Genomic DNA, 20,177 nt, shown 5'->3' on the forward strand with positions numbered 1-20,177 from the left:
GCGCCCGCCAGTTGCGGCGGTGGCGTTCTGGCGCGCCCTGCCGGCCCGGGCGGGCAATGGCCACTTCGAGCCAGCGAACGATGTCGGCGCGGATGCGGTCAGAAGGATGGGAAATGGCTTTATTGCCAGAAACGGCACTTTTTATTGGTATCGATCATTACCGCAGTGATATTTTGCCGGCAACGACAAAGACTTGATAAGAACCGCGAGGACCCTTTGTGACAACTTCGATTCGCTTCCTGTTCACCGCGCTACTGGCGCTGCTAATCGGCGGCTGTGCGACCCTGTCGCCGAACTTTCAGGAGCCGGAGGTACAGGTCACGGCCATAGAGCCGATGCCCGCGGCCACCGGCAACGACCTGCGCTTTCGCATACGCCTGCGGGTGTTCAACCCCAACGATTCCGCGCTGGCGCTGTCGGGCCTCTATTACACCCTGAGCCTGTCTGGCCACAAGGTCGTCACCGGCACCGCCAATGACCTGCCGACCATCGCCGCCTACGGCCAGGGCGATATCGTGGTGGATGCGACAGCTAATGTGATGGGATCGCTGTTTGCCGCCGTGGACCTGATCGGCAGCCGCAGCGATACCGTGTCCTACGAACTGGAAGCCAAGCTCGGCCTGCGCCACTCCCTGCTGCCGTCGATCAAGGTGCGGCGCACCGGCAAGGTGAACCTGCGCCAGCACCGCTAGCGGGCTACTGGAACAGGGGTTTTCGGCCACGTGCCGGCACCGGGCTGGCACACGCCAACAAAAAAGGGGCAAACCTTTCGGTTTGCCCCTTTTACGATCAGCCGGTTTCCGCCGGAGCGGAGTACCCTAGCGCCGCGCGGCGACGATACCCCCGGTCATCACCACCAGTGATCCGAGCATGCCCATGCCGATCAGGCTATACAGACTGATGGTCTGCTGCGCCGCTTCGGTCAGGACTTTGTCGAAGGGAAAGAGGCAGGCAACGATGGCCGAGGCGACCACCACCGCGGCGTACTGCACGCGCGTGGCGCGGCGCTCCGAACGCCGCGACGGCGCCGGCAGCTGGGCCATCACCTGCTCGCAGAAGCCGTCATTATCCAGATAGGGTTCACTGAACTGCAGCTGCTGGCCGAGCCAGGCGTCGAAGTCGGGGTCTTTGCCTTTCAGAGCAGAATCGTTCAAGGGTTCAATCCCTTCAATATTGCGCTTATCCACTGACTACCTCCTCGCGCCAGGCCTGAAGCAGAGTCTGCAATTTGGCGCGCGCGCGATTAACGTGGGATTTTAGCGTACCCAGCGGCAACTTCATAATCGTCGCCGCCTCCTCGTGCGAGAAACCACGCTGCATGCACAGGTGCACCGCCTGGCGCTGGGCTTCGCTGAGTTCACCCATGGCCGAGTCGAGGTCGCGAGCCATGCCCAGCTGCTGGGCCTCCTCGACACTCTCCTCTGCCTGGGCGCGATCCACTGCATCCTGATCCACTTCCGGCGCATTCTTGCGCTTGTGACTCATGACGAGATTGTAGGCGATACGGTACAGCCAGGTGCTGAACCGGGCATCACCGCGGAACGCCGGCAGCGCTTTGTAGGCCTTGATGAAAGCCTCCTGCGCCATATCGTCGGCCATGGCCTGGTCGCCATCGCACAGCTGACGGAGCGAGAAACGCAGCTGTGACTGATAGCGCCGGACCAGCTGGGCATAAGCCCGCTGGTCCCCGTCGTCGACGACGCGCCGAATCAAATCCTCGTCATTGAGGTCCATATACCGCTGTCCTAGCCCGCCAGATTGTTGTGCTGTGCGTCGAGTTTCCAGTTAACGAAGCGGGCGATCCCGATAAACAGCGGTATCAGTCCCAGGCTGCCAACCTCCACACCGGAAGACAGGCTCAGCCAGATAAACAGTGCCAGGCCCACCGCGATGAGGGTAAAGCCGCGGTCGCGTACGTTGCGCGGGGATTCCCCTTCCATCGCATCCAGCAGTTCCGGCGGGATATCGCGGCCTTCGGCCACCATGCGGTTGATATTGTCCATCATCAGCTGCTTCTTGCGGTAGCTGTTGCGGGTCACCAGCCACACGATCAGGATCGGCGTACCGAATACCGCCAGGATGCCCATCACCGGTACCAGCCAGCTCAGATCCAGGCTGTCGCCACCCATATGGAAACTCTGGCCGTGGTGATGATCAAAGTCCATATCTCCCTGGAAGCCGATATCGACATTGCGCGGCACGTCCTCGAGCGCGTCGTCGACCGCCTTCTCCACCACCAGGCCTTTTTCGTCGAGAATGCCCTTCTCCTCCAGCTGCTCGTAGATGCGCCGGGTCAGGGCCCCACCGAATTTCTCGCCGAGGTCTACCTGGACATCGGTGCGCTTGCCACGCTCATCGCTGGTGCGGATGCGCAGGCTGCCGTCCTCGCCGCGGGTGATGCGCACCTGCTTGTCGACCTCCTTGGCTTCCGGAGGAGCCGGCGGCGCCGGGATGGCCGATTGCCTGGCGGCCTTCTCCTCGGCGGCGTCATCCTGCGCCCAGGCGCTGCCGACCGCCAGTACCGCCAGCAGTGCCAGCAGCCAGCGGGCGCCGTGCCGCGCCATCGTATTGTGGTGATTTCTCGCTCTCATTGTGTTTTCGCTCTCTACTAGTGATTTCGATCCCGGCCGCCTCAGGGTGCCGCCCAGTGCGCACCGCCGAAGACCAGCGGGATACCCTGGGCGGGCTCCTGTTCCTCGGCGATACGCACCGGAAACTGCGGGGCCTCCTGCCCCTTGTGCTGCTCCTGCTCCTGCACCTTTTCCTGGTCCTGGCACTGTTGCAGCTTGCGGGCAACGGCCTGCTCGGCCTTTTCCGCCAGCTGCCGCTGGACTTCTCCCATGGGAATGGTCAACTCCGTCGCCCCCACACCGTGGGCGCACAGGGCCAACACCACCACGGCGCAAAATTGTACCTTTTTCACACTTCCTGTATTAGGGGTTAACATAATCGCCTCCAGGCAATTGTTCCGTGTACACCCCTATGACGGCGCTGGCGGCGCACCTGGATGCACCGCTAGTTAAAATTTTTATGGGAACGCTATGACACAACCCGCCGACATCCTGAAATTCTGGTTCGGCAGCGAGCATCTCGACGCACCGGTTGACCCCGTCTTCCGCCAGCGCTGGTTCAGGGGGGGGCCGCAGTTCGACCAGCAGATCGAGAAGGCCTTTGGCGACACGGTAGCCGCCGCCCTCGCCGGCGAACTGACGGACTGGCGCCGCAGTCTCGCCGGAGAGCTGGCCCTGGTGCTGCTGTGCGACCAGTTCACGCGCAATCTCTACCGCGGTACGCCGCGCGCCTTCGCCGGCGATGCGCTGGCCCTGGAAACCGCCCTGGCGGTGCTGGAACGCGGCGACGACCACCAGCTGGGGCTCAACCAGCGGGCATTTCTCGGCATGCCGCTGGAGCATGACGAACGCCCCGGGATACAGGCCCGTTCGGTGGCATACTTCGACCGCCTGCGGCGCAGCTTCCTGGACGGCCACGAGGGCGCCGCGGAAGCGGAGAGTTTCTACCAGTACGCCGTCGCCCACCAGCGCGTCATCGAGGAATTCGGCCGCTACCCGCACCGCAATGCGGCCCTCGGGCGCGCCTCGACACCTGATGAACAGAAGTGGCTGGAGCAAGGGGGAGGTTTCTGATGGAGTTACTTGCCTGGCTATCGCTGGCCGGAATCTGTGCGCTTGGCGCCATGTCGCCGGGTCCCAGCCTGCTGATCGTACTGCGCAATGCCGCCGCAAGCCCGCGCCACGGTGCCGCCTGCGCCCTGGCGCACGGCGCTGCTATTGCCATTTATGCCGGTCTCACCGCGTTCGGCCTGGCGGTGCTGATCACCCACTCACCGATGGTGTTCACCGCACTGCAGTGGGGCGGCGCGGCGCTGCTGATCCGCCTGGGCTGGAAGGCGCTGCGCGCGCCGGCCCCGGAACCGGACGCGGCGCGGCCTGAGGCGCCGCAACAGAGTGTCGGACGCGCCGCCCTGCAGGGCTTCGGCGTGGCCTTCTTCAACCCCAAGGTGGCGGTATTCTTCACCGCCCTGTTCAGCCAGTTCGTGGCCGCGCAGCAAGCGCTGTCCACCAAGCTGGGCATGGCGGGCATGGCGGCTGCCATCGACGCCAGCTGGTATTGCATCGTGGCGCTGGCGGTCTACGCCGGGCGCAACCGCCGCTGGATCAGCGATAGCGCCGGGCACCGCCTGCAACAGGTGTTCGGGGTATTGCTGCTGGGCCTGGCAGCGCGACTGCTGCTGACAATTTGACCCGGTCTGGTTGATCCGGTCTGGCTGATCCGGTCGGGCTTCCCGACCGGCCCCATTTTCCACCCGCCATAAAAGAAGGCCCGCCAATGGCGGGCCTGAACGACATACTGCGGGGTTGGAGCCGGTCACCTCGCACTGGGGGGGGGGGAGGCGGGGCGCCGTGCTCGTGACCATTATGGCAGCCTGGGTTCGGCCGTGCGCTGCCGTCAACGCAAGCGCCGCTCCACTCGTCGCAGCACCTCCATACCGGTACGTTACCGGTTGACACTGCACGGGCATACAGATACTGTACATCCATACAGAGTCATTTTTCAGGAATCACTAAAAGAAGCGGAGGCACAAAATGGCCGTTGTAGCTGTGTGGAAATGCGATAGAGACGGAGCCATGTTCGACAATAAAAAAGATGCGGAAGAACACGATAAGATGCTGGAGCTGGCCGCCAATATTACCTCGTTGATCGAGCGTCATATTGAGGGTATCTCCGAACAGGCCGGTGAGGACATCGGCCTGCTGCTGGCCAAGCGCCGCGAAGATCTGGCCAAGGCCTGCAAGGGCAAGCCGGAGCTGCTGCTGGAAGAAGACAGCGCGGACGCGGACACCGCTGAAGCGGACGACGACCGCGTCACTCCGCTGGTAGCCAACCAGTAATTCCTTTTTCCATCCCTGTACTTTACCGCCCGGCCCCGTGCCGGGCTTTTTTGCGCCCGGAAGGCGCTCGCGGCCAGCGGCCGCTCCTGCAAACTTGGGCAGGAGCCGCCCGCCTCATCTGTCCGGCGCCACTATTGGCCGTGCACGGCAAAGCCGATATCCACTGCCGCCAGCGCTAAAATCACCAGCCAGCTCAAAGCGATACCCAAAAAACGCCCCGGGTGGTAACCGCCCCGCCCCGCGGTCAGGCCGAAGGCGTGTAGCAGTCGCGCCAGTACCAGCAGGCTGCCGAGCAGGTGCAGCCAGCTGTGGGCCAACCCGTTCAATTCCGCCACCAGTAACAACAGCAATGCAATCGGTATATATTCCACCGCGTTGGCGTGGCTGCGAATCAGCACCTCGGCGCGATGCTTGCCACCGCTGCCGAGCCCGACCTTTTCACTGCGACGAAAACGCACCACGCGAAACGCCAGCGCGATAATCAGCAGTGCGCAGAGACCGCTGTAAAGTCCTGTGATCTGGGCCATGTTTCCTCCATTAATAAATAGCGGGGCACGGCCCCGCCAGCAGTGTGATCCATCAGAATTTGTAGGCCGCTTCGTGTCCCGGCTGCGGCGTCAGGTAGCGATCGCGCAGACGCGTGGAACGGCTCACCAGCGATTGGGGCACGCCATCGATCAGCACCTGCTCCGCATAGCTGGTCACTTCGAGCGGATCGCCGCTCCACACGACGATGTCCGCCACCGCGCCGGGTTCGATGGTGCCGCCGTCGATGCCAAACACCTGCGCCACATTGCGGCTGATCGCTTTCAGCGCCGCCTCGTAGGGCATGCCATTGGCGACCGCGTTGCCGGCCCCCTGGCGCGCCAGATAGGCGTTATAGGTGGCGAGCGAGCCGGGCGGACCACTGATCAGCACTTGCACCCCGGCCCGGTTCAACAGCGCGGCGTTGTCCAGCCGCGCGCCGAGGCTCTCGAAGGCGATGGGAAGATTGTCCATCGCGTCGATCACTACCGGCACCTTGGCCGCCGCCAGCTGCTTGGCGACCATCCAGCCCTCGGCGGCACCGTCGATGACCAGACGCAACTTGAACTCCTGCGCCAGCTTGATGGTTTGCAAGATATCGCTGGCGCGGTTGGCCTTGACCAGCATGACTTCGCGCCCGTTCACCAGCGGCTGCAAAGCCTCCAGGTCCGACAGCGGCAATTGCAGATCGCGCCAGTCGCCGCGGCGGATCGCATCGCGGTTGGCAGCATACTCTCGCGCCTCGTTCAGGGCCTGGCGCAGCTGCGCATAGGCCACCGCGCGGCTGCCGCCGGCGAGCTGCGCACCGCTCTCACCGAGGTAGATCCGCTGCACCAGATTCTTGCCCACCACACTGTCAAAATCGCCGTTGAGCTCGATGGCAAAGCCGCGCCCGGCAAAGATTTTCTGCTGGCTGTCGGGAATCACCATTGCGCGGGTCACGCCGCCGGCGCGGTTGAACGGGATCAGGGTCGAGTGCGGATTGTAGGCCGGCAGCGGATCGTAAGAGGTACCGATCTGCACGTTCTTGGTGTTGTCTCCCTCCACGGCAGCATCGTCATTGGTGGACATGGCCGCGCCGATCTCGGTGAGGCCGAGTAGCGTGTCGGCGGCAATCACACCCGGGGTGACGATCTTGCCACTGGCATCGATGACTTTGTCCGCCTGCGCATCAAGCCCCGCGCCCACGGCCTCCACGTGGCCGTCACGCACCAGGACATCGGCACTCTTCAGAGTACCCGCATTGGCAAGCGTATATACCTTGCCGCCCTTGATCAGCAGCGTGTCAGCCTGCGCCGCGGCGGACGCCAGGCCCAGCACCAGGGCGCAATTCAAAATTATTGTGTTTATGCGCGTGTTCACGGCCGCTCTCCTTTTGCATCGAGAATACCCAGGTCGAAATCACTGTGTGGCTGGCGTTTTTTATTGTCGCGGTCGTACATCAGCTCGCCATCGATATAGACTTTCTCGGCCTTGCTGTAGACGCTGAACGGATTGCCCGACCAGAGCACGACATCGGCCATCTTGCCCTTCTCCAGGCTGCCGGTCTGGTCGTCGATACCCAGTGCCTTGGCCGGGTTCAATGTCATCCACTTGACCGCATCCTTCGGCTGGATATCAAACCCCGCGCGCTGCCCGGCGGTCATCGCCTTGGCGGTTTCCTGATTCAGGTGCTGGATACCCACGGCGTCGTCGGAGTGGATCATTGCGCAGGCCTTGGCGTGATCGACAATGGCGATATTCGCCGGGGTCATATCGAAAGCTTCGTGCTTGAAGCCCCACCAGTCGGCCCACATGGCCGCACAGACGTGGTTCTTGGCCAGCAGGTCGGCCACCTTGTAGGCCTCCACGGCGTGGTGAAAGGCGGCGATATGGAAGCCGAACTCATTGGCGATATCCATCATTACCGCCATTTCCTCACCGCGGTAGCAGTGGTTGTGCACCAGAATCAGGCCATCGAGCACACCGGCGAGCGTCTCCAGCTGCAGATCGCGCTCGGGCTTCTCACCGCCGTTCTTGGCGTAGTCTTCCCACTTCTTCTTGTAGGCCGCTGCAGCGATCCAGGCTTTGCGGTAACCGGCCACATTGCCCATGCGTGTGGAGGGTGCCATACCCTTGCTGCCGTAGACCCGCTTGGGGTTTTCGCCACAGGCCATCTTCAGGCCGTAGGGCGCACCGGGGAATTTCATATCCTGTACGCTGCGGCCCGGGACATTTTTTAACGTCACACTGCGGCCGCCGAACAGGTTGGCCGAGCCGGGCAGAATCTGCAGGGTAGTGACACCACCGGCAAGCGCGAGTGCAAACTGCGGGTCCTGTGTCCATACAGAATGCTCCGCCCACACTTCAGCGGTATTGGGCGAGGTCATTTCGTTACCATCCTGGGAGGACTCGATCGCCGGCGCCGGGTAATCCCCCAAATGCGAGTGCACGTCGATAATGCCGGGAGTCACCCACTTGTCGTGGCCATCGATCACTAGCGCATCCTTCGGCGCTTTCAGGCCCTTACCGATCCGGGCGATCTTGCCATCGGCCAACAGCAGGTCTGTGTTATCGAGTTGCTCATCGGTACCGGTGAGCAGGGTGGCGCCTCGGATCAGCACCGGCTTGGACTCGGGAATGGTATACGTGGAGGGGAAGGCGTCCTGGTCGGCGAAATCCAGGGCCTTGCCCTTGTCTCCCCGTTCGTCTCCCCCACACCCGGCCAGGAGCACTGCAGTGCACAGCGCAGCCGCAAAACAGCGAGCGTGTAAAAACATAGATTGTTTCCATTGTTATTTTGTCGGAAGCCCGGCCGGCGCGAATTACTGCGCCGCTGGGCGATGGCCACATGCTACCAGCATGAGCGGTCGCCGCCATGGCCAAAGGGTTCAATTGGGGAAATTTTTTTGATTTGTAACGGACCGCTGAATTCAGTCCGCGTCCGGCTGCCTCGGCGCCGAAGCGCGACGGCGATCCCTCCCGCTGCCATCTTCCAGATCGGCAACCAGGCCAGCCACCAGCGTCTCAAACTGGTGCGCACAGTCGAGCGCCGCCAGTAACTGCAGCAGCGCCAACAGCGTGCAGCCCTGCCCGCGCTCCAGACGCTTCAGCGTACTGAGCCCGACGCCGCCATTATCGGCGAGCGCCTCCTGGGAAATATTGCGCGCGAGGCGCAGCCGGCGAAAGGACTCGCCGAGCCGGCGCAAACGCGCGTGCTGATCTGCGCTTCTGGTCTCAGACATACTGCACCGCCGGAAAAAGGAAAAATTATAACCGACTAAAGTTGTGCTTTCAGTAAGCGACCGGCAATCAATAGGCGACCCGATCGGTGGACTTTTCCGCGCAGTCATGATGGAATCAAGCGGGTAAAAATTATCCAGGATGGATGGATGGCAAACGGCAAGCAAGACCGCAAAAAATCAGTGGTGAGCGCCACCGCCCGGTCCGCGACAATGGCACCCTCCCCCCAGGATTCAACCCGCATTTACGCGGCGCTTCAGGAAAGTGAAGCCCGCTATCGGGAACTGGTCGAGCACGCCAACTCCATTATCCTGCGCTGGGACCGCGCAGGAATCATTACCTTCTTCAATGAATACGCCCAGCATTTTTTCGGTTACTCCGAAGCGGAAATTATCGGCCAGCACGTGATCGGCACCATTGTCCCCGCCGGCGAGAGCACCGGCCGCGACCTGCGCCCGCTGATGGACCATATCTGCCGCTTTCCTGAAGAGCACCGCTACAACGTCAACGAAAATATCACCAAGCGCGGCGAGCGGGTCTGGGTGGCCTGGACCAACAAGGTGCTGACCGATAGCAATGGCGAGACAATCGGCGTGCTCAGTATCGGCACCGACATCACCAAGCAGCGGCTGCTTGAAGAGGAGCTGCGCCAGGCGCAAAAAATGCAGGCGATCGGCGAATTGGCCGGTGGTATCGCCCACGACTTCAACAATATGATCCACGGTATTAGCGGCTATGCCGAGGTCATCCAGCAGACCACCAATGACCCGCGCGTCGCCGAGTACATCACCCATATTCTCACCACCGCGCAGCATGCCGCCGAGCTCACCCGGCAGCTGCTCACTTTCGCGCGCAAGGGCAACTACCAGTTGAGCGAATGCAACACGCACGGGATTATTCGCGATGTCTGCGCGATGCTCGAGCGCACCATCGACCGGCGCATCCATATCGAGCAACAGCTCGATGCCAGCCGCCCGCATGTGATGGGCGATTCCGCCCAACTGAAAAGCGCTCTGCTCAATCTCGGCATCAACGCCAAGGACGCCATGCCCAAGGGTGGCTCACTGCAATTTGCCACCAGTAACCTGACTGTCGACAAGCCGACCGCCATTGCCGATTTCGAGATACAGGCCGGGCAGTACCTGCTGATTAATATCAGAGACAGCGGCACCGGTATGTCCGCCGAGGTGCGGCGCCGCATATTCGAACCGTTTTTTACCACCAAGGAAAGTGGCCGCGGCGCAGGGCTGGGACTGGCAGCCGTGTACGGCACCACCCACCTGCACAAGGGCGCGATCGTCTGTCACAGCAATGAGGGTGAAGGCAGCAGTTTTGAGCTCTACCTGCCGATCCTGAAGGACTGCGTCAAACACGTGCGCCAACAACGCCAGGCAACGCGACACGAGCGCAGAATTCGTATCATGGTGGTGGACGACGAGGCGATGGTGCGCAACTACTCGAAAACCCTGTTCGAGCTGCGCGGCCATGAGGTGGTGACATTTGGCGGGGCCGAGGAAGCGATCAACTACTACCGAAATAATTTTGAAAATGTCGACCTGGTGCTGCTCGATATGATCATGCCGCGCATGGATGGCCAGCAGCTGTTCGCGTTCCTGAAACGCATCAACCCGGAAATCAAGGCAGTGCTGTCAACCGGCTACAGCGTCGACAGCAAGGTCCAGGGCATTCTTGCCGACGGCATTCTCGACTGTATCCAGAAACCGTTTACCTATGAGCAGCTGCAGGAAAAGATCACCCAGCTGGTGGCGGAAGGACACCTGAACCCGCTGGCAGAGACGGAAAGCCCCCCCACCTGAACCACCCCCTGCGGCGTGCGCGCATTCAATACGAGCCAGCCATAACACACATGCCGCACCCGTGCGCCGGATTTCACGCGCGGCAATAAAGTCGATAATTTATCATCAATTTTACAGCCCGGTACCCCCTACCCGCCTGCTTACCCGCCGGTTTATTGACCCGGCGATTTACCTTAGTAGTGCAGCAGCTTGATCACCGGCTCGCCGTTATCGCATTCCCCCACGACTTCCGGATCCCCCAATCCGGCACCAGCCTGGATCACCTTGTTCTTCGGGTAGGACACGAAACAGGCCACGGTGAAGTCCACTGCCCAATTGCAGTACAGCAGCCCATCCTTCTCTTCGAAAAAGCGCTGTTGGCAGAATGCCAGCGATGGGCTGGAGCCGCCCTGCTGGGGACCAATGGTGATGGTTTCACCGGAATAGGAAACAGCGACCGACAGACTCGTCGCCAGCAACCAGTGCCACATGGTGGTATCCGCGCGATGATCGATTGACTCGAATTAAGCGTAGCAGCGCGCGGCGTCATTTTCCTCTTTCGGCGCGGATCAGGAATCCGCTGCCAGTGCACGGAAACGGCTTGCTTCCGCCAGGGTCGGCTGCAGCCCGTACTTTCGCGCGATCGCCATAAAGCGCTCCACGTAGATACGCGCGACCGGCTTGTACGGCGGCATCCACTCGTCCGGCCCCCTGTCCCCTTTGCTCTGGTTGCGCCCGTCATCCACCAGCCAGAGATTGTCCGGGTCCTCGGCAAACTGATGTTTACGCTCTGCAGACCAGTAGGCGCCACCGTGGTCGTGGGCCCATTTCAGCGGCACGATATGCTCCACATCCAGATCCGATGCCTTGCGGTAAAAGTGACCGGTATAGGGATCCAGCCACAGGCCGGTCGCTACCCGGCAGTGGTCGGCGCGGGTAAAGGTCACCGGTGCCAGTGAGAAGCGGATCAGCAGTTCGTGACGGGTGTCGCGGCAATCACCGTCGCGATCGGACCAGCGCGCCAGCCACTCCGAGCGACTGTAATCGCCGCCCCAGGCACCGACACCGTGCAGCAGCAACAACAGCGCCCCCGCCCCGCGTGAAAGAGTCCAAATTCGCATAGGATCCGCCTCAATTTTTGGCACGATCGTACACGACAAGTTGGCGCAAAAGTACTTATTGTGAAGTAAGTCCTGCGATTTGTGACGACGTTCGAATACTGTGGACTCAATCGCCACCGGCGTATCAGCGCGCCATGGACCGATAAGTCAGTAGTGCTGCCAGTCCACCCGAGCGGGAACTTCTGCTGCTTGATCCTAAACTGACAGCAGCCGGGCCGCGCCGGTCGGCGGCTTTTACGACGGCGACCGATCGGCCGACCCATCGACAGCAGTTCTCCAACACTGGAAAACAACGGCACACTTATGAACGACGACCTGATCAAGGAACTGGGCGCGCTCACCAGCGAGGCACGCAACCCGGATACGCTCGATATCGACCTGCTGCCCACTGAAGAAATCCTGGAGAAAATCAATCGCGCCGACGCCGAAGTACCGCCGGCAGTGCACCGGGTGCTGCCGCAGGTGGCCGCTGCCGTGGACGCGATTGTCGAAGCGTTCAAGCGCGGCGGCCGGCTGATCTATATCGGTGCGGGTACCAGCGGCCGCCTCGGCATCCTGGACGCGGTGGAATGTCCGCCGACCTACGGCGTGGATGAGGATACGGTGATTGCGCTGATCGCCGGCGGCGAGGATGCGGTGTACCGCGCGCAGGAGGGCGCCGAAGACGACCCCGAGCTGGGCCGCACAGATCTGGAAAAGATTCACCTGTCTGCAGCAGATGTGGTCGTCGGTATCGCCGCCAGCGGGCGCACACCCTACGTGATCGGCGGCCTGCGCTACGCGCGCGAGTCGGGCTGCACAACCGTGGCGCTGTCCTGCAACAAGTCCGCCGCCATCGCTGCGGAGGCGGATATCGCGATACTGCCGGAAGTGGGCCCGGAAATTCTCACCGGCTCCACCCGCATGAAAGCCGGCAGCGCCCAGAAGCTGGTGCTCAATATGCTGACCACTGCCAGCATGATCCGACTCGGCAAGGTGTTCTACAACCTGATGGTCGACGTCAAGGCCACCAATGCCAAGCTGGTGGGGCGCACCCGCCGTATCGTGATGGAAGCCACCGGCGTTTCCTACGACGAGGCCGACCGCGTCCTCAGCGAGTGCGACCACAATGCCAAGCTCGCGATCATGATGCTCCTCAGCGGCCTCGACTGCGCCGCGGCAGAGAACGCCCTGGCAACCGCCGACGGGTTTCTGCGCCGCGCCCTGCAAAATAGTGCGGCCGGGGCTTCGCGCGCCGACTGACCCGGCTATCCCGCGGTTGGCGGTAGTGCCTCCGCCACCAGTTCCAGCCAGTGGCGCACCGGCGTGTCGGTTCCGCCCTGCAGGTGCAGCTGGCAACCGATATTGGCGGTGAGGATGGTGTGCGGCTTTGACGCCTGCAAGTGCTGCAGTTTTTTCTCACGCAGCGTTTTCGCGCGCTCGGGCTGCAGGATTGAATAGGTTCCGGCGGAGCCGCAACACAGGTGGCTGTCCGTCACTGCCGGCAGCGCCACCCCCAACGACCGCAACAGCCGCTCTACCCGCCCACTCAACTGCATGCCATGCTGCAGGGTGCACGGGCAATGAAATACCAGCTGGCGTTGCGCCGCCCCACCGGTAAGCTGCAGGGGCTGCTCCGCGTGCAGCTCCTCCAGCAGTTCCACCGGATCGCGGATCAGCCCCGCCAGCACCTCGGCGCGCTCGCGGTATTCGGGATCATCGGCGAGCAGTAGCGGGTAGTCGCGCAGCTGCGCGCCACAACCGGATGCCGTCATGACGATGGCGCGCAGTGGCGCGCGCTGGGCCTGTTGCCACCAGTGGTCCAGCTGGCGCCGTGCGATCGCGCGCGCCTCCTCCTCACCGCCGGTATGGAAACTCGCCGCGCCGCAGCAGCCGACCGCGGTGGACTCGCTTACCGGTACCTTGAAGTGATCTAGGATACGCAGCAGCGCCGCGTCGGTGTGCGGACGCAGCAGCGGCTGCACGCAGCCGCGCAGCAACAGCACCCGCCCCGCCGCCTCGCCGCTACGCGCAGCGGGCAATAGCGGGCGCGGCGCCGGGAAGTAGGTGCGCCGCAATGCCGCCGGCAGCAGCGGCGCCAGCGCGCGCCCGGCACCGAGCAGCACGCGCAACAGCCGCGGCGACAGCATCAGTTTGCGCAGCGCCGCGCGCTGCACCCGCTGTGCCCGGGAGCGCGGCGCCAGCTGTTCCACTGTCTCGCGCCCCACCGCCACCAGCTTGTGATAGTCCACCCCCGAGGGACAGGTGGTCTCGCAACTGCGGCAGGTCAGGCAGCGGTCGAGGTGGGTGCGCGTCAGTGCACCGGCGGTGCCGGTCTCGAGCATTTCCTTGATCAGGTAAATGCGCCCGCGCGGGCTGTCGAGCTCGTTGCCGGCCAGCAGGTAGGTCGGGCAGGTGGCCGTGCAGAAGCCGCAGTGAACACAGCTGTTCAGTACCTGTTCGGCGCGCGCCGCCTCACCGGCGGATACCAGGTTTTCGACGATCTTTACCTGCATAAACTCATCACCTGCCTGCCGACGCTGCGTCACGGTCAAAGCGCAGGGCAAAAATGTCGCGGTTGAACAGTCCTTGCGGGTCGAAGGCGCTGCGGATGCGCCGGTGCCAGTCCACCGCGGTCACCGCCGGCGGCAGCGGCGCGCCGCGCAGCACCTGTACAAAGCCACCGTGTGCCGCTGCCACTCGCGCCAGCGCGCGGTGGTCGCCGTCGCGCACCCACACCCGCGCCCCCTCCCACTCCACCAGCACGTCGTTCCATGCAGGCCGCGCGCAGTGCCCGTTCTGCGGCGGCTCGAATTGTGCGGCGCGCGGCAGGTGCACACAGGCCAGTGCGGCACCGTGAAAAAATTCGTCGCGCAGATCCCGCAGCGCGCCCCACTCCAGCGCACTGCGCTCACCGCCGAGAGGCTGCAGCGCATCGCGCACCGCCGCGGCGCGGCCACTCAGGCGCAGGTGCAACTGGCCATGGCGGTAGCAGGTGGCCGACACCAGCGGGCGCAGTGTGCGGGTGCGCTGCCACCACTGCGGCAGCATCGGCGGCGCGACTTCGAAACAGCGGCTCTCGTGCACCTCCGCCAACGGCGCCAGGCGCAGGCTGGTTTCGAGCAGTACACCGAGTGTGCCGAGAGCGCCGACTTGCAGGCGCGCGCAGTCGTAGCCGGCGACATTTTTCATCACCTGACCACCGAAAGTAAGCGGCTCCCCGCGGCCATTGATGAGGCCGCAACCCAGTACCGTGTCGCGCAGCGCGACTCCGAAGGCGCGTGCCGGGCCATCCCAGCCGCAGGCGACCGCACCGCCGACAGTGCTGTGTGGGGCCGGGGCGGGAATATCCGCGGCGAACTGCTGGCCCTCGGCGGCGAGCAGTTCGCGCAGTGGCTGCAGGCGGGTACCGCTGCGCACCCGCAGCACCAGTTCATCGGGCTGGTAATCGATCACGCCGCTGTGTTCGTGCAATCGCAACCGCGCCGGCTCGCACTGCAGGCCGAAACCGGCGCGACTTGCACCGCCGGTGATTGCCAGTGGCTGTTGGCTGTCGATGGCGGCGCGCACCTGTTCGCACAGGGCCGCGCTGCGATCACCGCCACTGTCTGTGGCCGCAGCCATTAGCGGTCCCCCTGCCGGCGCAGCGCACGATACTCGCGACAGTGCGCCAGGGTCGGGATCAGTTTGCCCGGATTCAGCAGTGCGGGCGGGTCGAGCGCCTGCTTGAGGGCAAGGAACTGTGCGATTTCCGCATCACTGAACTGCACCGCCATCTCGTTGATTTTTTCCACGCCGACACCGTGCTCGCCGGTGATGGTACCGCCGACGGCGATGCAGAATTCGAGGATATCCGCCGCGAGCAACTCCACCCGCTGCAGTGCGCCGGCCTCGCTGGCATCAAACATGATGATCGGGTGCAGGTTGCCGTCGCCGGCGTGAAACACATTGGCCACCCCCAGGCCGCGGTGTTCGGCAAAGCCGGCGATCGCCTCCAGCACCTCGCCGATACGGTGGCGCGGCACGGTGCCATCGATGCAGTAATAATCGGGAGACAGGCGGCCGATGGCCGGAAAGGCGCTCTTGCGCCCTTTCCACCAGCGCTCGCGTTGCGCTTCACTCTGCGCCAGCTGGGTGCGGGTGGCGCCGGAGTGCTCCAGCAGGGCACGCACCAGATCCAGCTCCACCGCCACTTCGCGCGGGTCCCCGTCCAGGTCGATCAGCAGGATGGCGGCGGCATCGAGCGCATAACCGGCGTGACAGAACGCCTCGGCGGCTTCGATCACCAGGCCGTCCATCATTTCCAGCGCCGCCGGCACCACCCCGGCGCGCACGATCGCCGACACCGCGTCCGCCGCCGCGCGCACAGTGGCGAAGTCCGCCATCAGCGTGCGCGTCTGCGCCGGTAGCGGCAACAGCTTGACCGTCACCTGGGTGACGATGCCGAGGCAGCCCTCGGAGCCGTGTACCAGCGCGAGCAGGTCGTAACCGGGCTGGGCCAGGCAGTCGCCGCCGATCTCGAGGATGTCCCCCTCGATGGTGACCAGCCGCAGCGCCACCACGTTGTGCACCGTGACGCCGTATTTGAGGCAGTGCACGCCGCCGGCGTTTTCCGCCACATTGCCGCCAATCGAGCAGGCAATCTGCGACGACGGATCCGGTGCGTAATAGAGGTTATGTGCCGCGGCCGCGGCGGAGATCTGCAGGTTCACGGCACCCGGCTCCACCCGCGCGCGCATCGCCTCGGGATTCAGTGCGAGGATACGATTCATCGGCGCCGTCACCAGCAGCACACCCGCCGCCGCGGGCTTGGCACCGGCGGACAGGCCGGTGCCGGCGCCGCGGGAAACCAGCGGGATTTTGAGCCGGTGACAGAGTTTCGCCACCGCCACGACATCGGCTTCCGACTGCGCCAGCACTACCGCCAGCGGCCGCTCGCAGTAGACCGGCAGCCCGTCGCACTCGTACGGGGCCAGCTGTTCACGGCGCGTCAGCAGCCGCTCCGGCGGCAGCAGGGTTTGCAGGGCGGGAATCAGTTGCTGCGCGGACATAGGGTTACCGTGTTCGGATCTTCACCGCGACCGGCATGGCGCCAGCTGCGGCCCTGTACTGAAGATAGCAACAGAATCGCCGGCGGCTAGCCGGCGAAGACAGGGAGGAATCGAACCTGGCTGCGGCAGGCGGTCAACTGTCGAGGGCGCGACGTATTTCCACGATGGTAGCCACTCCGGCCGGGTTGTCGCCGTGCACGCAGATGGTATCCGCGGCCAACTGCAGTGTGGTGCCGTCAGCGGTCACCACCTCGCCACGGCAGAGCCCCTCCACCTGGCGCACGATGTCGCCGGTATCGTGCAATACCGCGCCATCTTCCGCGCGGGGCTGCAGGCGACCGTCGGCGCGGTAGCGACGGTCGGCGAACGCCTCGAACAGCAGCGGCACACCGTACTCAGCCGCCAGCGCGCGGTAGCGTTCGCTGTCCGGCGTCGCCATCAGCAGGAGCGGCAATGGCTCGCCGGCACTGGCCAGCGCCGCGAGTATCGCGCGCAATACCGCATCGTTGCGCATCATGTCATTGTAGAGAGCGCCGTGCGGCTTCAGGTATTCCACCTGCGCCTGCTCGGCGGTGCACAGCGCGCGCAGTGCGCCCAGCTGGTAGAGCACCATTGCGGTGATTTCGTCGGCCGAGCAATCCATCGAGCGGCGGCCGAAGCCGACCAGGTCGGGATAGGCGGGATGCGCGCCTATGTTTACCCCACACTCGCGCGCCAGGCGCACCGTGCGCCGAATACCGACCGGGTCGCCGGCGTGGAAGCCGCAGGCAACATTGGCCATATCGATGTGCGGCATCACGGTGCGCTCATCCACCAGCTGCCAGTTGCCAAACCCCTCACCGAGATCGCAATTCAGTTTCATTGCGTCGTCATTCCTTCAATCACCAGAGGATGGTCACGACGCGTCGGCGGCAAAAAAGCGCCGCAAACGCGCCAGTTCGGCCTGCGCCTCGCGCAGGTCGCCCAATTCAAATTGTACCTCGTCGCCCGGGCGGGCCTGCGCGAGATGATCGAGATCGACACGGTAGACATGCCCCAGCTTGGGATAGCCACCGATCGTCTGGCAGTCGGGCATCAGCACAATCGGCTGGCCGTTGCCCGGCATCTGAATCGCCCCCGGTGCCACCGCCTCGGAAATCAGGTTGCCCGGCACCGGCTCCAGCGCCGCCCCCTGCAGGCGCACGCCCATGCGGTCGGATTGCGGAGAAACCTGGTAAGTGTGCGCAAAGAAGCGTTGCCGCTGTGCGGCGGGAAACTGCTCGAACTGGTTCGACGGCACCACGCGCAGGCGCACCCGGCGCGAATAAGTGCGCGCGAACTCAGCCGGCATGCAGGTGGCCCGCGCGCGCGCCGCGGCGGTATAGGGCAGCTGATCACCGTCGGCCAGTGCGCGCCCGTCGAGACCGCCGAGGCGCTCCCCCACGTTGGTGGCGCGGCTGCCCCACACCGACGGCGTCAGGATGCCGCCCGCCAACGCCACATAGCTGCGCAGACCGCTACGGGCAATACCGCCTTCGAGCAACCCGCCGGCCGGTATCAGGCTGGTGGCCCAGTTTTGCAGCGGTTGGCCGTTCAGGCGCCAGCCGCAATCGGCACCCGCCAGCGCCACCCAGGTAGCAGCGGCGAAACGCAACGCAAAGGGACCCAGGCAGATCTCCAGCAGCGCCGCGGAAGCGGAATTATCCAGCAGGTAATTGGCCCAGCCGGCGGCGTGACTGTCGGCGCTGCCACTGACACTTACACCAAGGTGTTGCTGGCCGCGGCGACCGCTGTCCTGGATCAACGTCTGAGGGCCGGCGCGCTCGACCGTGGCGAAATCAGTCATCAAGCAGGCCTCCCAGCTCCAGGTAGCGCTGGCGTGTGACCGGCGCGAAGCGCACCCGATCCCCCACCTGCAATAACACCCGGGGCGGATTGCAGTCGCGCTCGAACAGCGCCAGCGGGCAGCGCCCCAGGAGGTTCCAGCCGCCGGGGCAGCTGTCGGGGTATACCGCCGTCTGCGCATCCGCCACCGCGACCGAACCGGCCGGCACCCGCGGGCGCGGATTCTCCAGGCGCGGCGCGCGCAGTGGCTCCGGCACCATGCCCATAAAAGCAAAACCGGGGCGAAATCCCAGCGCATAAACCCGGTATTCCGTGCCGCTGTGCAGCGCGATCACGGATTCCTCATCCATGCCGGCGAATGCTGCCAGCCGCTGCAGGTCGGGGGCCGCCTCGATGCCATAATAGACTGGCAACTCGACGCTGCGCCCGGCCGGTGCCGCGCTGTCGCCGCCATCGCCAACCGACTCGGCAATGGTGCGCAGGCGCTGTGCCAGTGCATCGCGCTGCCAGCGCCGCACATCGTAATAGACGGTGACACTGCAATAGGATGGCACCAGGTCGGTCAGACCGTCGCCCAATTGCCCGCGCAGGGTCTCAACCAGCTGCGTCACGCGCGCCAGTGCGGCTTCACCACGGGTGTCCGCGACATAAATGGTGATTGATTCATCGCTGGAATCGCAAAACTTCAGCATCCAGTTGTCTTCCCAAACCGGTTAGGAGCTCGGCAATCGCGCGCCGACTCCGACTGTTGCCGTACCAGAAGCAAGCCTGCCACAATATGTACCCCACTGCATTGTTTCGAATGATCCACGTACCATGATAGAAGCCTCTGCCCCCTGCCCGTGCGGCTCGAACAAATCCTTCGACCAGTGTTGCCAGTTGTATCTGTCCGGCAAGGCCTACCCGCGGGACGCCGAAACGCTGATGCGCAGTCGCTACAGTGCCTATGTGACCGGTAACCTGCCGTATCTACGCAAGTCATGGCACCCGGATACCTGTCCCGAGCTGAACGCTGACGACATGACCACACAGTGGTTGCGGCTCGAGGTGATCAAGAGCAAAAAGGGGCTGAAAAAATCCGTGGTGGAATTCAAGGCGTGGTTTCAGGAAGGCGGCAGTGAGCGGGCGCTGCACGAGATTTCGCTGTTCAGGCTGTACAAAAAGCGCTGGGTGTACGTCGAAGCGTTGGCGGACTGGGACTAGAGGCGGACTCAGGCGGCGGGATGCGCTGGGCAAGGTGCCAATCGGGCATCGCGGGAGCCCTTCCACTCCCGCGCCGCCTTCCTGGCCTGCTGTTTGCTGGCAAAACGTTCACCAGACCTGGCCCGCTGGTGGGCTCCCCCTTTACGCAATAGCGGGTTCTGGGCCACGCGGTTGCGCGGCTTCGGTGCCGGCACTGCGAGCTTGATGGATTTTTTGTTTTTCATCGACACTTCTCCTCTGGATTAATCGGGTTCCCGGCCTCTGGCATTGCTGCCAGGAGCCGGCTGGACTTCCCTGTCCGCGCTGGATGCGAAAACGATTGCAGGCAGTTTCTGCGCTTTAGGGCCTGACGGCATACAAAGCGCGTGGCAACTCTCACCTCAAGGGCATCCCGCCACGGTTTCGGGTTGTCCGGCTTCCGGGTCGCCATTTCCGGCTTCCCGCTAACGGGCTGTGGTTCAATTGCCCTGTGACAGATATTGTTACAGACAAATTTACAGGCATAGGCAACTCCTGGACTGAGCCACATCTCGGTTAAATGGCCTT

Annotated in this window: 24 protein-coding genes; 7 read left to right on the plus strand and 17 right to left on the minus strand. The window is 63.7% G+C overall.

The genetic code is table 11. From position 1 onward, the window contains the following. Positions 1-218 precede the first annotated feature (218 nt). Positions 219-692 (plus strand): LEA type 2 family protein, encoded by a 474-nt coding sequence (locus ABDK11_RS11480; RefSeq protein ID WP_346836649.1) that lies wholly within the window; start codon positions 219-221, stop codon positions 690-692. A 126-nt stretch (positions 693-818) separates the two neighbouring features. Here the strand turns inward: ABDK11_RS11480 and ABDK11_RS11485 are convergent, their stop codons facing one another. The 4 genes from ABDK11_RS11485 to ABDK11_RS11500 are packed head-to-tail and all read right to left on the minus strand — an operon-like array spanning position 819 to position 2,923. Continuing rightward, positions 819-1,154, minus strand: a complete 336-nt coding sequence (locus ABDK11_RS11485; protein WP_346836650.1) for a hypothetical protein — start codon at positions 1,152-1,154, stop codon at positions 819-821. A 25-nt stretch (positions 1,155-1,179) separates the two neighbouring features. After that, the gene (locus ABDK11_RS11490; protein WP_346836651.1) at positions 1,180-1,734 is read right to left on the minus strand and encodes a sigma-70 family RNA polymerase sigma factor; all 555 of its coding nucleotides are present in this window, start codon (positions 1,732-1,734) and stop codon (positions 1,180-1,182) included. A gap of 11 nt (positions 1,735-1,745) precedes the next feature. Further along, positions 1,746-2,591, minus strand: a complete 846-nt coding sequence (locus ABDK11_RS11495; RefSeq protein WP_346836652.1) for a DUF6249 domain-containing protein — start codon at positions 2,589-2,591, stop codon at positions 1,746-1,748. Positions 2,592-2,632: 41 nt separating this feature from the next. Next, the gene (locus tag ABDK11_RS11500; RefSeq protein WP_346836653.1) at positions 2,633-2,923 is read right to left on the minus strand and encodes a hypothetical protein; all 291 of its coding nucleotides are present in this window, start codon (positions 2,921-2,923) and stop codon (positions 2,633-2,635) included. Between the two features lie 118 nt (positions 2,924-3,041). Here ABDK11_RS11500 and ABDK11_RS11505 point away from each other — a divergent pair, with 118 nt between their 5' ends. The 3 genes from ABDK11_RS11505 (at position 3,042) to ABDK11_RS11515 (ending at position 4,910) form a co-directional block, all read left to right on the plus strand. Next, positions 3,042-3,644: a DUF924 family protein gene (locus tag ABDK11_RS11505; protein ID WP_346836654.1), complete on the plus strand. Its 603-nt coding sequence runs from the start codon at positions 3,042-3,044 to the stop codon at positions 3,642-3,644. Then, positions 3,644-4,261, plus strand: a complete 618-nt coding sequence (locus ABDK11_RS11510) for a LysE family translocator (RefSeq protein WP_346836655.1) — start codon at positions 3,644-3,646, stop codon at positions 4,259-4,261. The genes ABDK11_RS11505 and ABDK11_RS11510 overlap by 1 nt, the downstream gene beginning before the upstream one ends. Before the next feature lie 343 nt (positions 4,262-4,604). Further along, entirely contained in the window at positions 4,605-4,910 is a 306-nt protein-coding gene (locus ABDK11_RS11515) for a YebG family protein (protein ID WP_346836656.1), read from the plus strand. 131 nt (positions 4,911-5,041) lie between these two features. Here the strand turns inward: ABDK11_RS11515 and ABDK11_RS11520 are convergent, their stop codons facing one another. The 4 genes from ABDK11_RS11520 to ABDK11_RS11535 form a co-directional block, all read right to left on the minus strand. After that, the gene (locus ABDK11_RS11520) at positions 5,042-5,437 is read right to left on the minus strand and encodes an MAPEG family protein (RefSeq protein WP_346836657.1); all 396 of its coding nucleotides are present in this window, start codon (positions 5,435-5,437) and stop codon (positions 5,042-5,044) included. Between the two features lie 52 nt (positions 5,438-5,489). Next, positions 5,490-6,797 carry an amidohydrolase family protein gene (locus tag ABDK11_RS11525; protein ID WP_346836658.1) on the minus strand — a complete coding sequence of 436 codons (1,308 nt, stop codon included), beginning with the start codon at positions 6,795-6,797 and terminating at the stop codon, positions 5,490-5,492. Beyond that, positions 6,794-8,194 (minus strand): amidohydrolase, encoded by a 1,401-nt coding sequence (locus ABDK11_RS11530; RefSeq protein ID WP_346836659.1) that lies wholly within the window; start codon positions 8,192-8,194, stop codon positions 6,794-6,796. Before ABDK11_RS11530 ends, ABDK11_RS11525 begins: the two co-directional genes overlap by 4 nt. 153 nt (positions 8,195-8,347) lie before the next feature. Beyond that, positions 8,348-8,659 carry a helix-turn-helix transcriptional regulator gene (locus tag ABDK11_RS11535; RefSeq protein WP_346836660.1) on the minus strand — a complete coding sequence of 104 codons (312 nt, stop codon included), beginning with the start codon at positions 8,657-8,659 and terminating at the stop codon, positions 8,348-8,350. Positions 8,660-8,869: 210 nt separating this feature from the next. On the opposite strand from ABDK11_RS11535, the gene ABDK11_RS11540 reads away from it, so the two are divergent. Continuing rightward, a complete protein-coding gene (locus tag ABDK11_RS11540; protein ID WP_346836661.1) occupies positions 8,870-10,474 on the plus strand; it encodes a PAS domain S-box protein in 1,605 nt (534 codons plus the stop codon). A gap of 173 nt (positions 10,475-10,647) precedes the next feature. Here the strand turns inward: ABDK11_RS11540 and ABDK11_RS11545 are convergent, their stop codons facing one another. Both ABDK11_RS11545 and ABDK11_RS11550 read right to left on the minus strand, forming a co-directional pair. Continuing rightward, entirely contained in the window at positions 10,648-10,944 is a 297-nt protein-coding gene (locus tag ABDK11_RS11545; RefSeq protein WP_346836662.1) for a hypothetical protein, read from the minus strand. A gap of 78 nt (positions 10,945-11,022) precedes the next feature. Then, positions 11,023-11,574 (minus strand): DUF1524 domain-containing protein, encoded by a 552-nt coding sequence (locus ABDK11_RS11550; protein ID WP_346836663.1) that lies wholly within the window; start codon positions 11,572-11,574, stop codon positions 11,023-11,025. Positions 11,575-11,877: 303 nt separating this feature from the next. Here ABDK11_RS11550 and murQ point away from each other — a divergent pair, with 303 nt between their 5' ends. Then, complete coding sequence (murQ, locus tag ABDK11_RS11555; protein WP_346836664.1) at positions 11,878-12,816, plus strand: N-acetylmuramic acid 6-phosphate etherase; 939 nt, start codon at positions 11,878-11,880, stop codon at positions 12,814-12,816. 5 nt (positions 12,817-12,821) lie between these two features. On the opposite strand, the gene glcF is transcribed toward murQ, so the two are convergent. The 6 genes from glcF to pxpB form a co-directional block, all read right to left on the minus strand. After that, positions 12,822-14,069 carry a glycolate oxidase subunit GlcF gene (glcF, locus tag ABDK11_RS11560; protein WP_346836665.1) on the minus strand — a complete coding sequence of 416 codons (1,248 nt, stop codon included), beginning with the start codon at positions 14,067-14,069 and terminating at the stop codon, positions 12,822-12,824. Between the two features lie 7 nt (positions 14,070-14,076). Further along, positions 14,077-15,177, minus strand: coding sequence for a glycolate oxidase subunit GlcE (glcE, locus tag ABDK11_RS11565; protein ID WP_346836666.1), 1,101 nt, complete (start codon positions 15,175-15,177; stop codon positions 14,077-14,079). Next, a complete protein-coding gene (locus ABDK11_RS11570; protein WP_346836667.1) occupies positions 15,177-16,604 on the minus strand; it encodes an FAD-linked oxidase C-terminal domain-containing protein in 1,428 nt (475 codons plus the stop codon). The genes glcE and ABDK11_RS11570 overlap by 1 nt, the downstream gene beginning before the upstream one ends. A 133-nt stretch (positions 16,605-16,737) precedes the next feature. Beyond that, positions 16,738-17,466, minus strand: a complete 729-nt coding sequence (locus ABDK11_RS11575; protein ID WP_346836668.1) for a 5-oxoprolinase subunit PxpA — start codon at positions 17,464-17,466, stop codon at positions 16,738-16,740. A 33-nt stretch (positions 17,467-17,499) separates the two neighbouring features. Continuing rightward, positions 17,500-18,429 (minus strand): biotin-dependent carboxyltransferase family protein, encoded by a 930-nt coding sequence (locus ABDK11_RS11580; RefSeq protein ID WP_346836669.1) that lies wholly within the window; start codon positions 18,427-18,429, stop codon positions 17,500-17,502. Then, positions 18,422-19,120, minus strand: a complete 699-nt coding sequence (pxpB, locus tag ABDK11_RS11585; RefSeq protein WP_346836670.1) for a 5-oxoprolinase subunit PxpB — start codon at positions 19,118-19,120, stop codon at positions 18,422-18,424. Before pxpB ends, ABDK11_RS11580 begins: the two co-directional genes overlap by 8 nt. Positions 19,121-19,244: 124 nt before the next feature. On the opposite strand from pxpB, the gene ABDK11_RS11590 reads away from it, so the two are divergent. Continuing rightward, the gene (locus ABDK11_RS11590; RefSeq protein WP_346836671.1) at positions 19,245-19,631 is read left to right on the plus strand and encodes a YchJ family metal-binding protein; all 387 of its coding nucleotides are present in this window, start codon (positions 19,245-19,247) and stop codon (positions 19,629-19,631) included. A gap of 8 nt (positions 19,632-19,639) precedes the next feature. On the opposite strand, the gene ABDK11_RS11595 is transcribed toward ABDK11_RS11590, so the two are convergent. Further along, positions 19,640-19,855, minus strand: coding sequence for a hypothetical protein (locus ABDK11_RS11595; RefSeq protein ID WP_346836672.1), 216 nt, complete (start codon positions 19,853-19,855; stop codon positions 19,640-19,642). Between the last annotated feature and the right edge of the window lie 322 nt (positions 19,856-20,177).

Origin of the sequence: Microbulbifer sp. SAOS-129_SWC (assembly GCF_039696035.1) — a bacterium.
Classification (GTDB): domain Bacteria; phylum Pseudomonadota; class Gammaproteobacteria; order Pseudomonadales; family Cellvibrionaceae; genus Microbulbifer.

Excerpts from the sequence above, each read along its gene's own strand:
- ABDK11_RS11490 (WP_346836651.1), bottom strand. The coding sequence starts at position 1,734 with ATGGACCTCAATGACGAGGATTTGATTCGGCGCGTCGTCGACGACGGG.
- ABDK11_RS11495 (WP_346836652.1), bottom strand. The coding sequence starts at position 2,591 with ATGAGAGCGAGAAATCACCACAATACGATGGCGCGGCACGGCGCCCGC.
- ABDK11_RS11505 (WP_346836654.1), top strand. The coding sequence starts at position 3,042 with ATGACACAACCCGCCGACATCCTGAAATTCTGGTTCGGCAGCGAGCAT.
- ABDK11_RS11510 (WP_346836655.1), top strand. The coding sequence starts at position 3,644 with ATGGAGTTACTTGCCTGGCTATCGCTGGCCGGAATCTGTGCGCTTGGC.
- ABDK11_RS11515 (WP_346836656.1), top strand. The coding sequence starts at position 4,605 with ATGGCCGTTGTAGCTGTGTGGAAATGCGATAGAGACGGAGCCATGTTC.
- ABDK11_RS11520 (WP_346836657.1), bottom strand. The coding sequence starts at position 5,437 with ATGGCCCAGATCACAGGACTTTACAGCGGTCTCTGCGCACTGCTGATT.
- ABDK11_RS11530 (WP_346836659.1), bottom strand. The coding sequence starts at position 8,194 with ATGTTTTTACACGCTCGCTGTTTTGCGGCTGCGCTGTGCACTGCAGTG.
- ABDK11_RS11535 (WP_346836660.1), bottom strand. The coding sequence starts at position 8,659 with ATGTCTGAGACCAGAAGCGCAGATCAGCACGCGCGTTTGCGCCGGCTC.
- ABDK11_RS11540 (WP_346836661.1), top strand. The coding sequence starts at position 8,870 with ATGGCACCCTCCCCCCAGGATTCAACCCGCATTTACGCGGCGCTTCAG.
- ABDK11_RS11545 (WP_346836662.1), bottom strand. The coding sequence starts at position 10,944 with ATGTGGCACTGGTTGCTGGCGACGAGTCTGTCGGTCGCTGTTTCCTAT.
- ABDK11_RS11550 (WP_346836663.1), bottom strand. The coding sequence starts at position 11,574 with ATGCGAATTTGGACTCTTTCACGCGGGGCGGGGGCGCTGTTGTTGCTG.
- murQ (WP_346836664.1), top strand. The coding sequence starts at position 11,878 with ATGAACGACGACCTGATCAAGGAACTGGGCGCGCTCACCAGCGAGGCA.
- glcF (WP_346836665.1), bottom strand. The coding sequence starts at position 14,069 with ATGCAGGTAAAGATCGTCGAAAACCTGGTATCCGCCGGTGAGGCGGCG.
- glcE (WP_346836666.1), bottom strand. The coding sequence starts at position 15,177 with ATGGCTGCGGCCACAGACAGTGGCGGTGATCGCAGCGCGGCCCTGTGC.
- ABDK11_RS11570 (WP_346836667.1), bottom strand. The coding sequence starts at position 16,604 with ATGTCCGCGCAGCAACTGATTCCCGCCCTGCAAACCCTGCTGCCGCCG.
- ABDK11_RS11575 (WP_346836668.1), bottom strand. The coding sequence starts at position 17,466 with ATGAAACTGAATTGCGATCTCGGTGAGGGGTTTGGCAACTGGCAGCTG.
- ABDK11_RS11580 (WP_346836669.1), bottom strand. The coding sequence starts at position 18,429 with ATGACTGATTTCGCCACGGTCGAGCGCGCCGGCCCTCAGACGTTGATC.
- pxpB (WP_346836670.1), bottom strand. The coding sequence starts at position 19,120 with ATGCTGAAGTTTTGCGATTCCAGCGATGAATCAATCACCATTTATGTC.
- ABDK11_RS11590 (WP_346836671.1), top strand. The coding sequence starts at position 19,245 with ATGATAGAAGCCTCTGCCCCCTGCCCGTGCGGCTCGAACAAATCCTTC.
- ABDK11_RS11595 (WP_346836672.1), bottom strand. The coding sequence starts at position 19,855 with ATGAAAAACAAAAAATCCATCAAGCTCGCAGTGCCGGCACCGAAGCCG.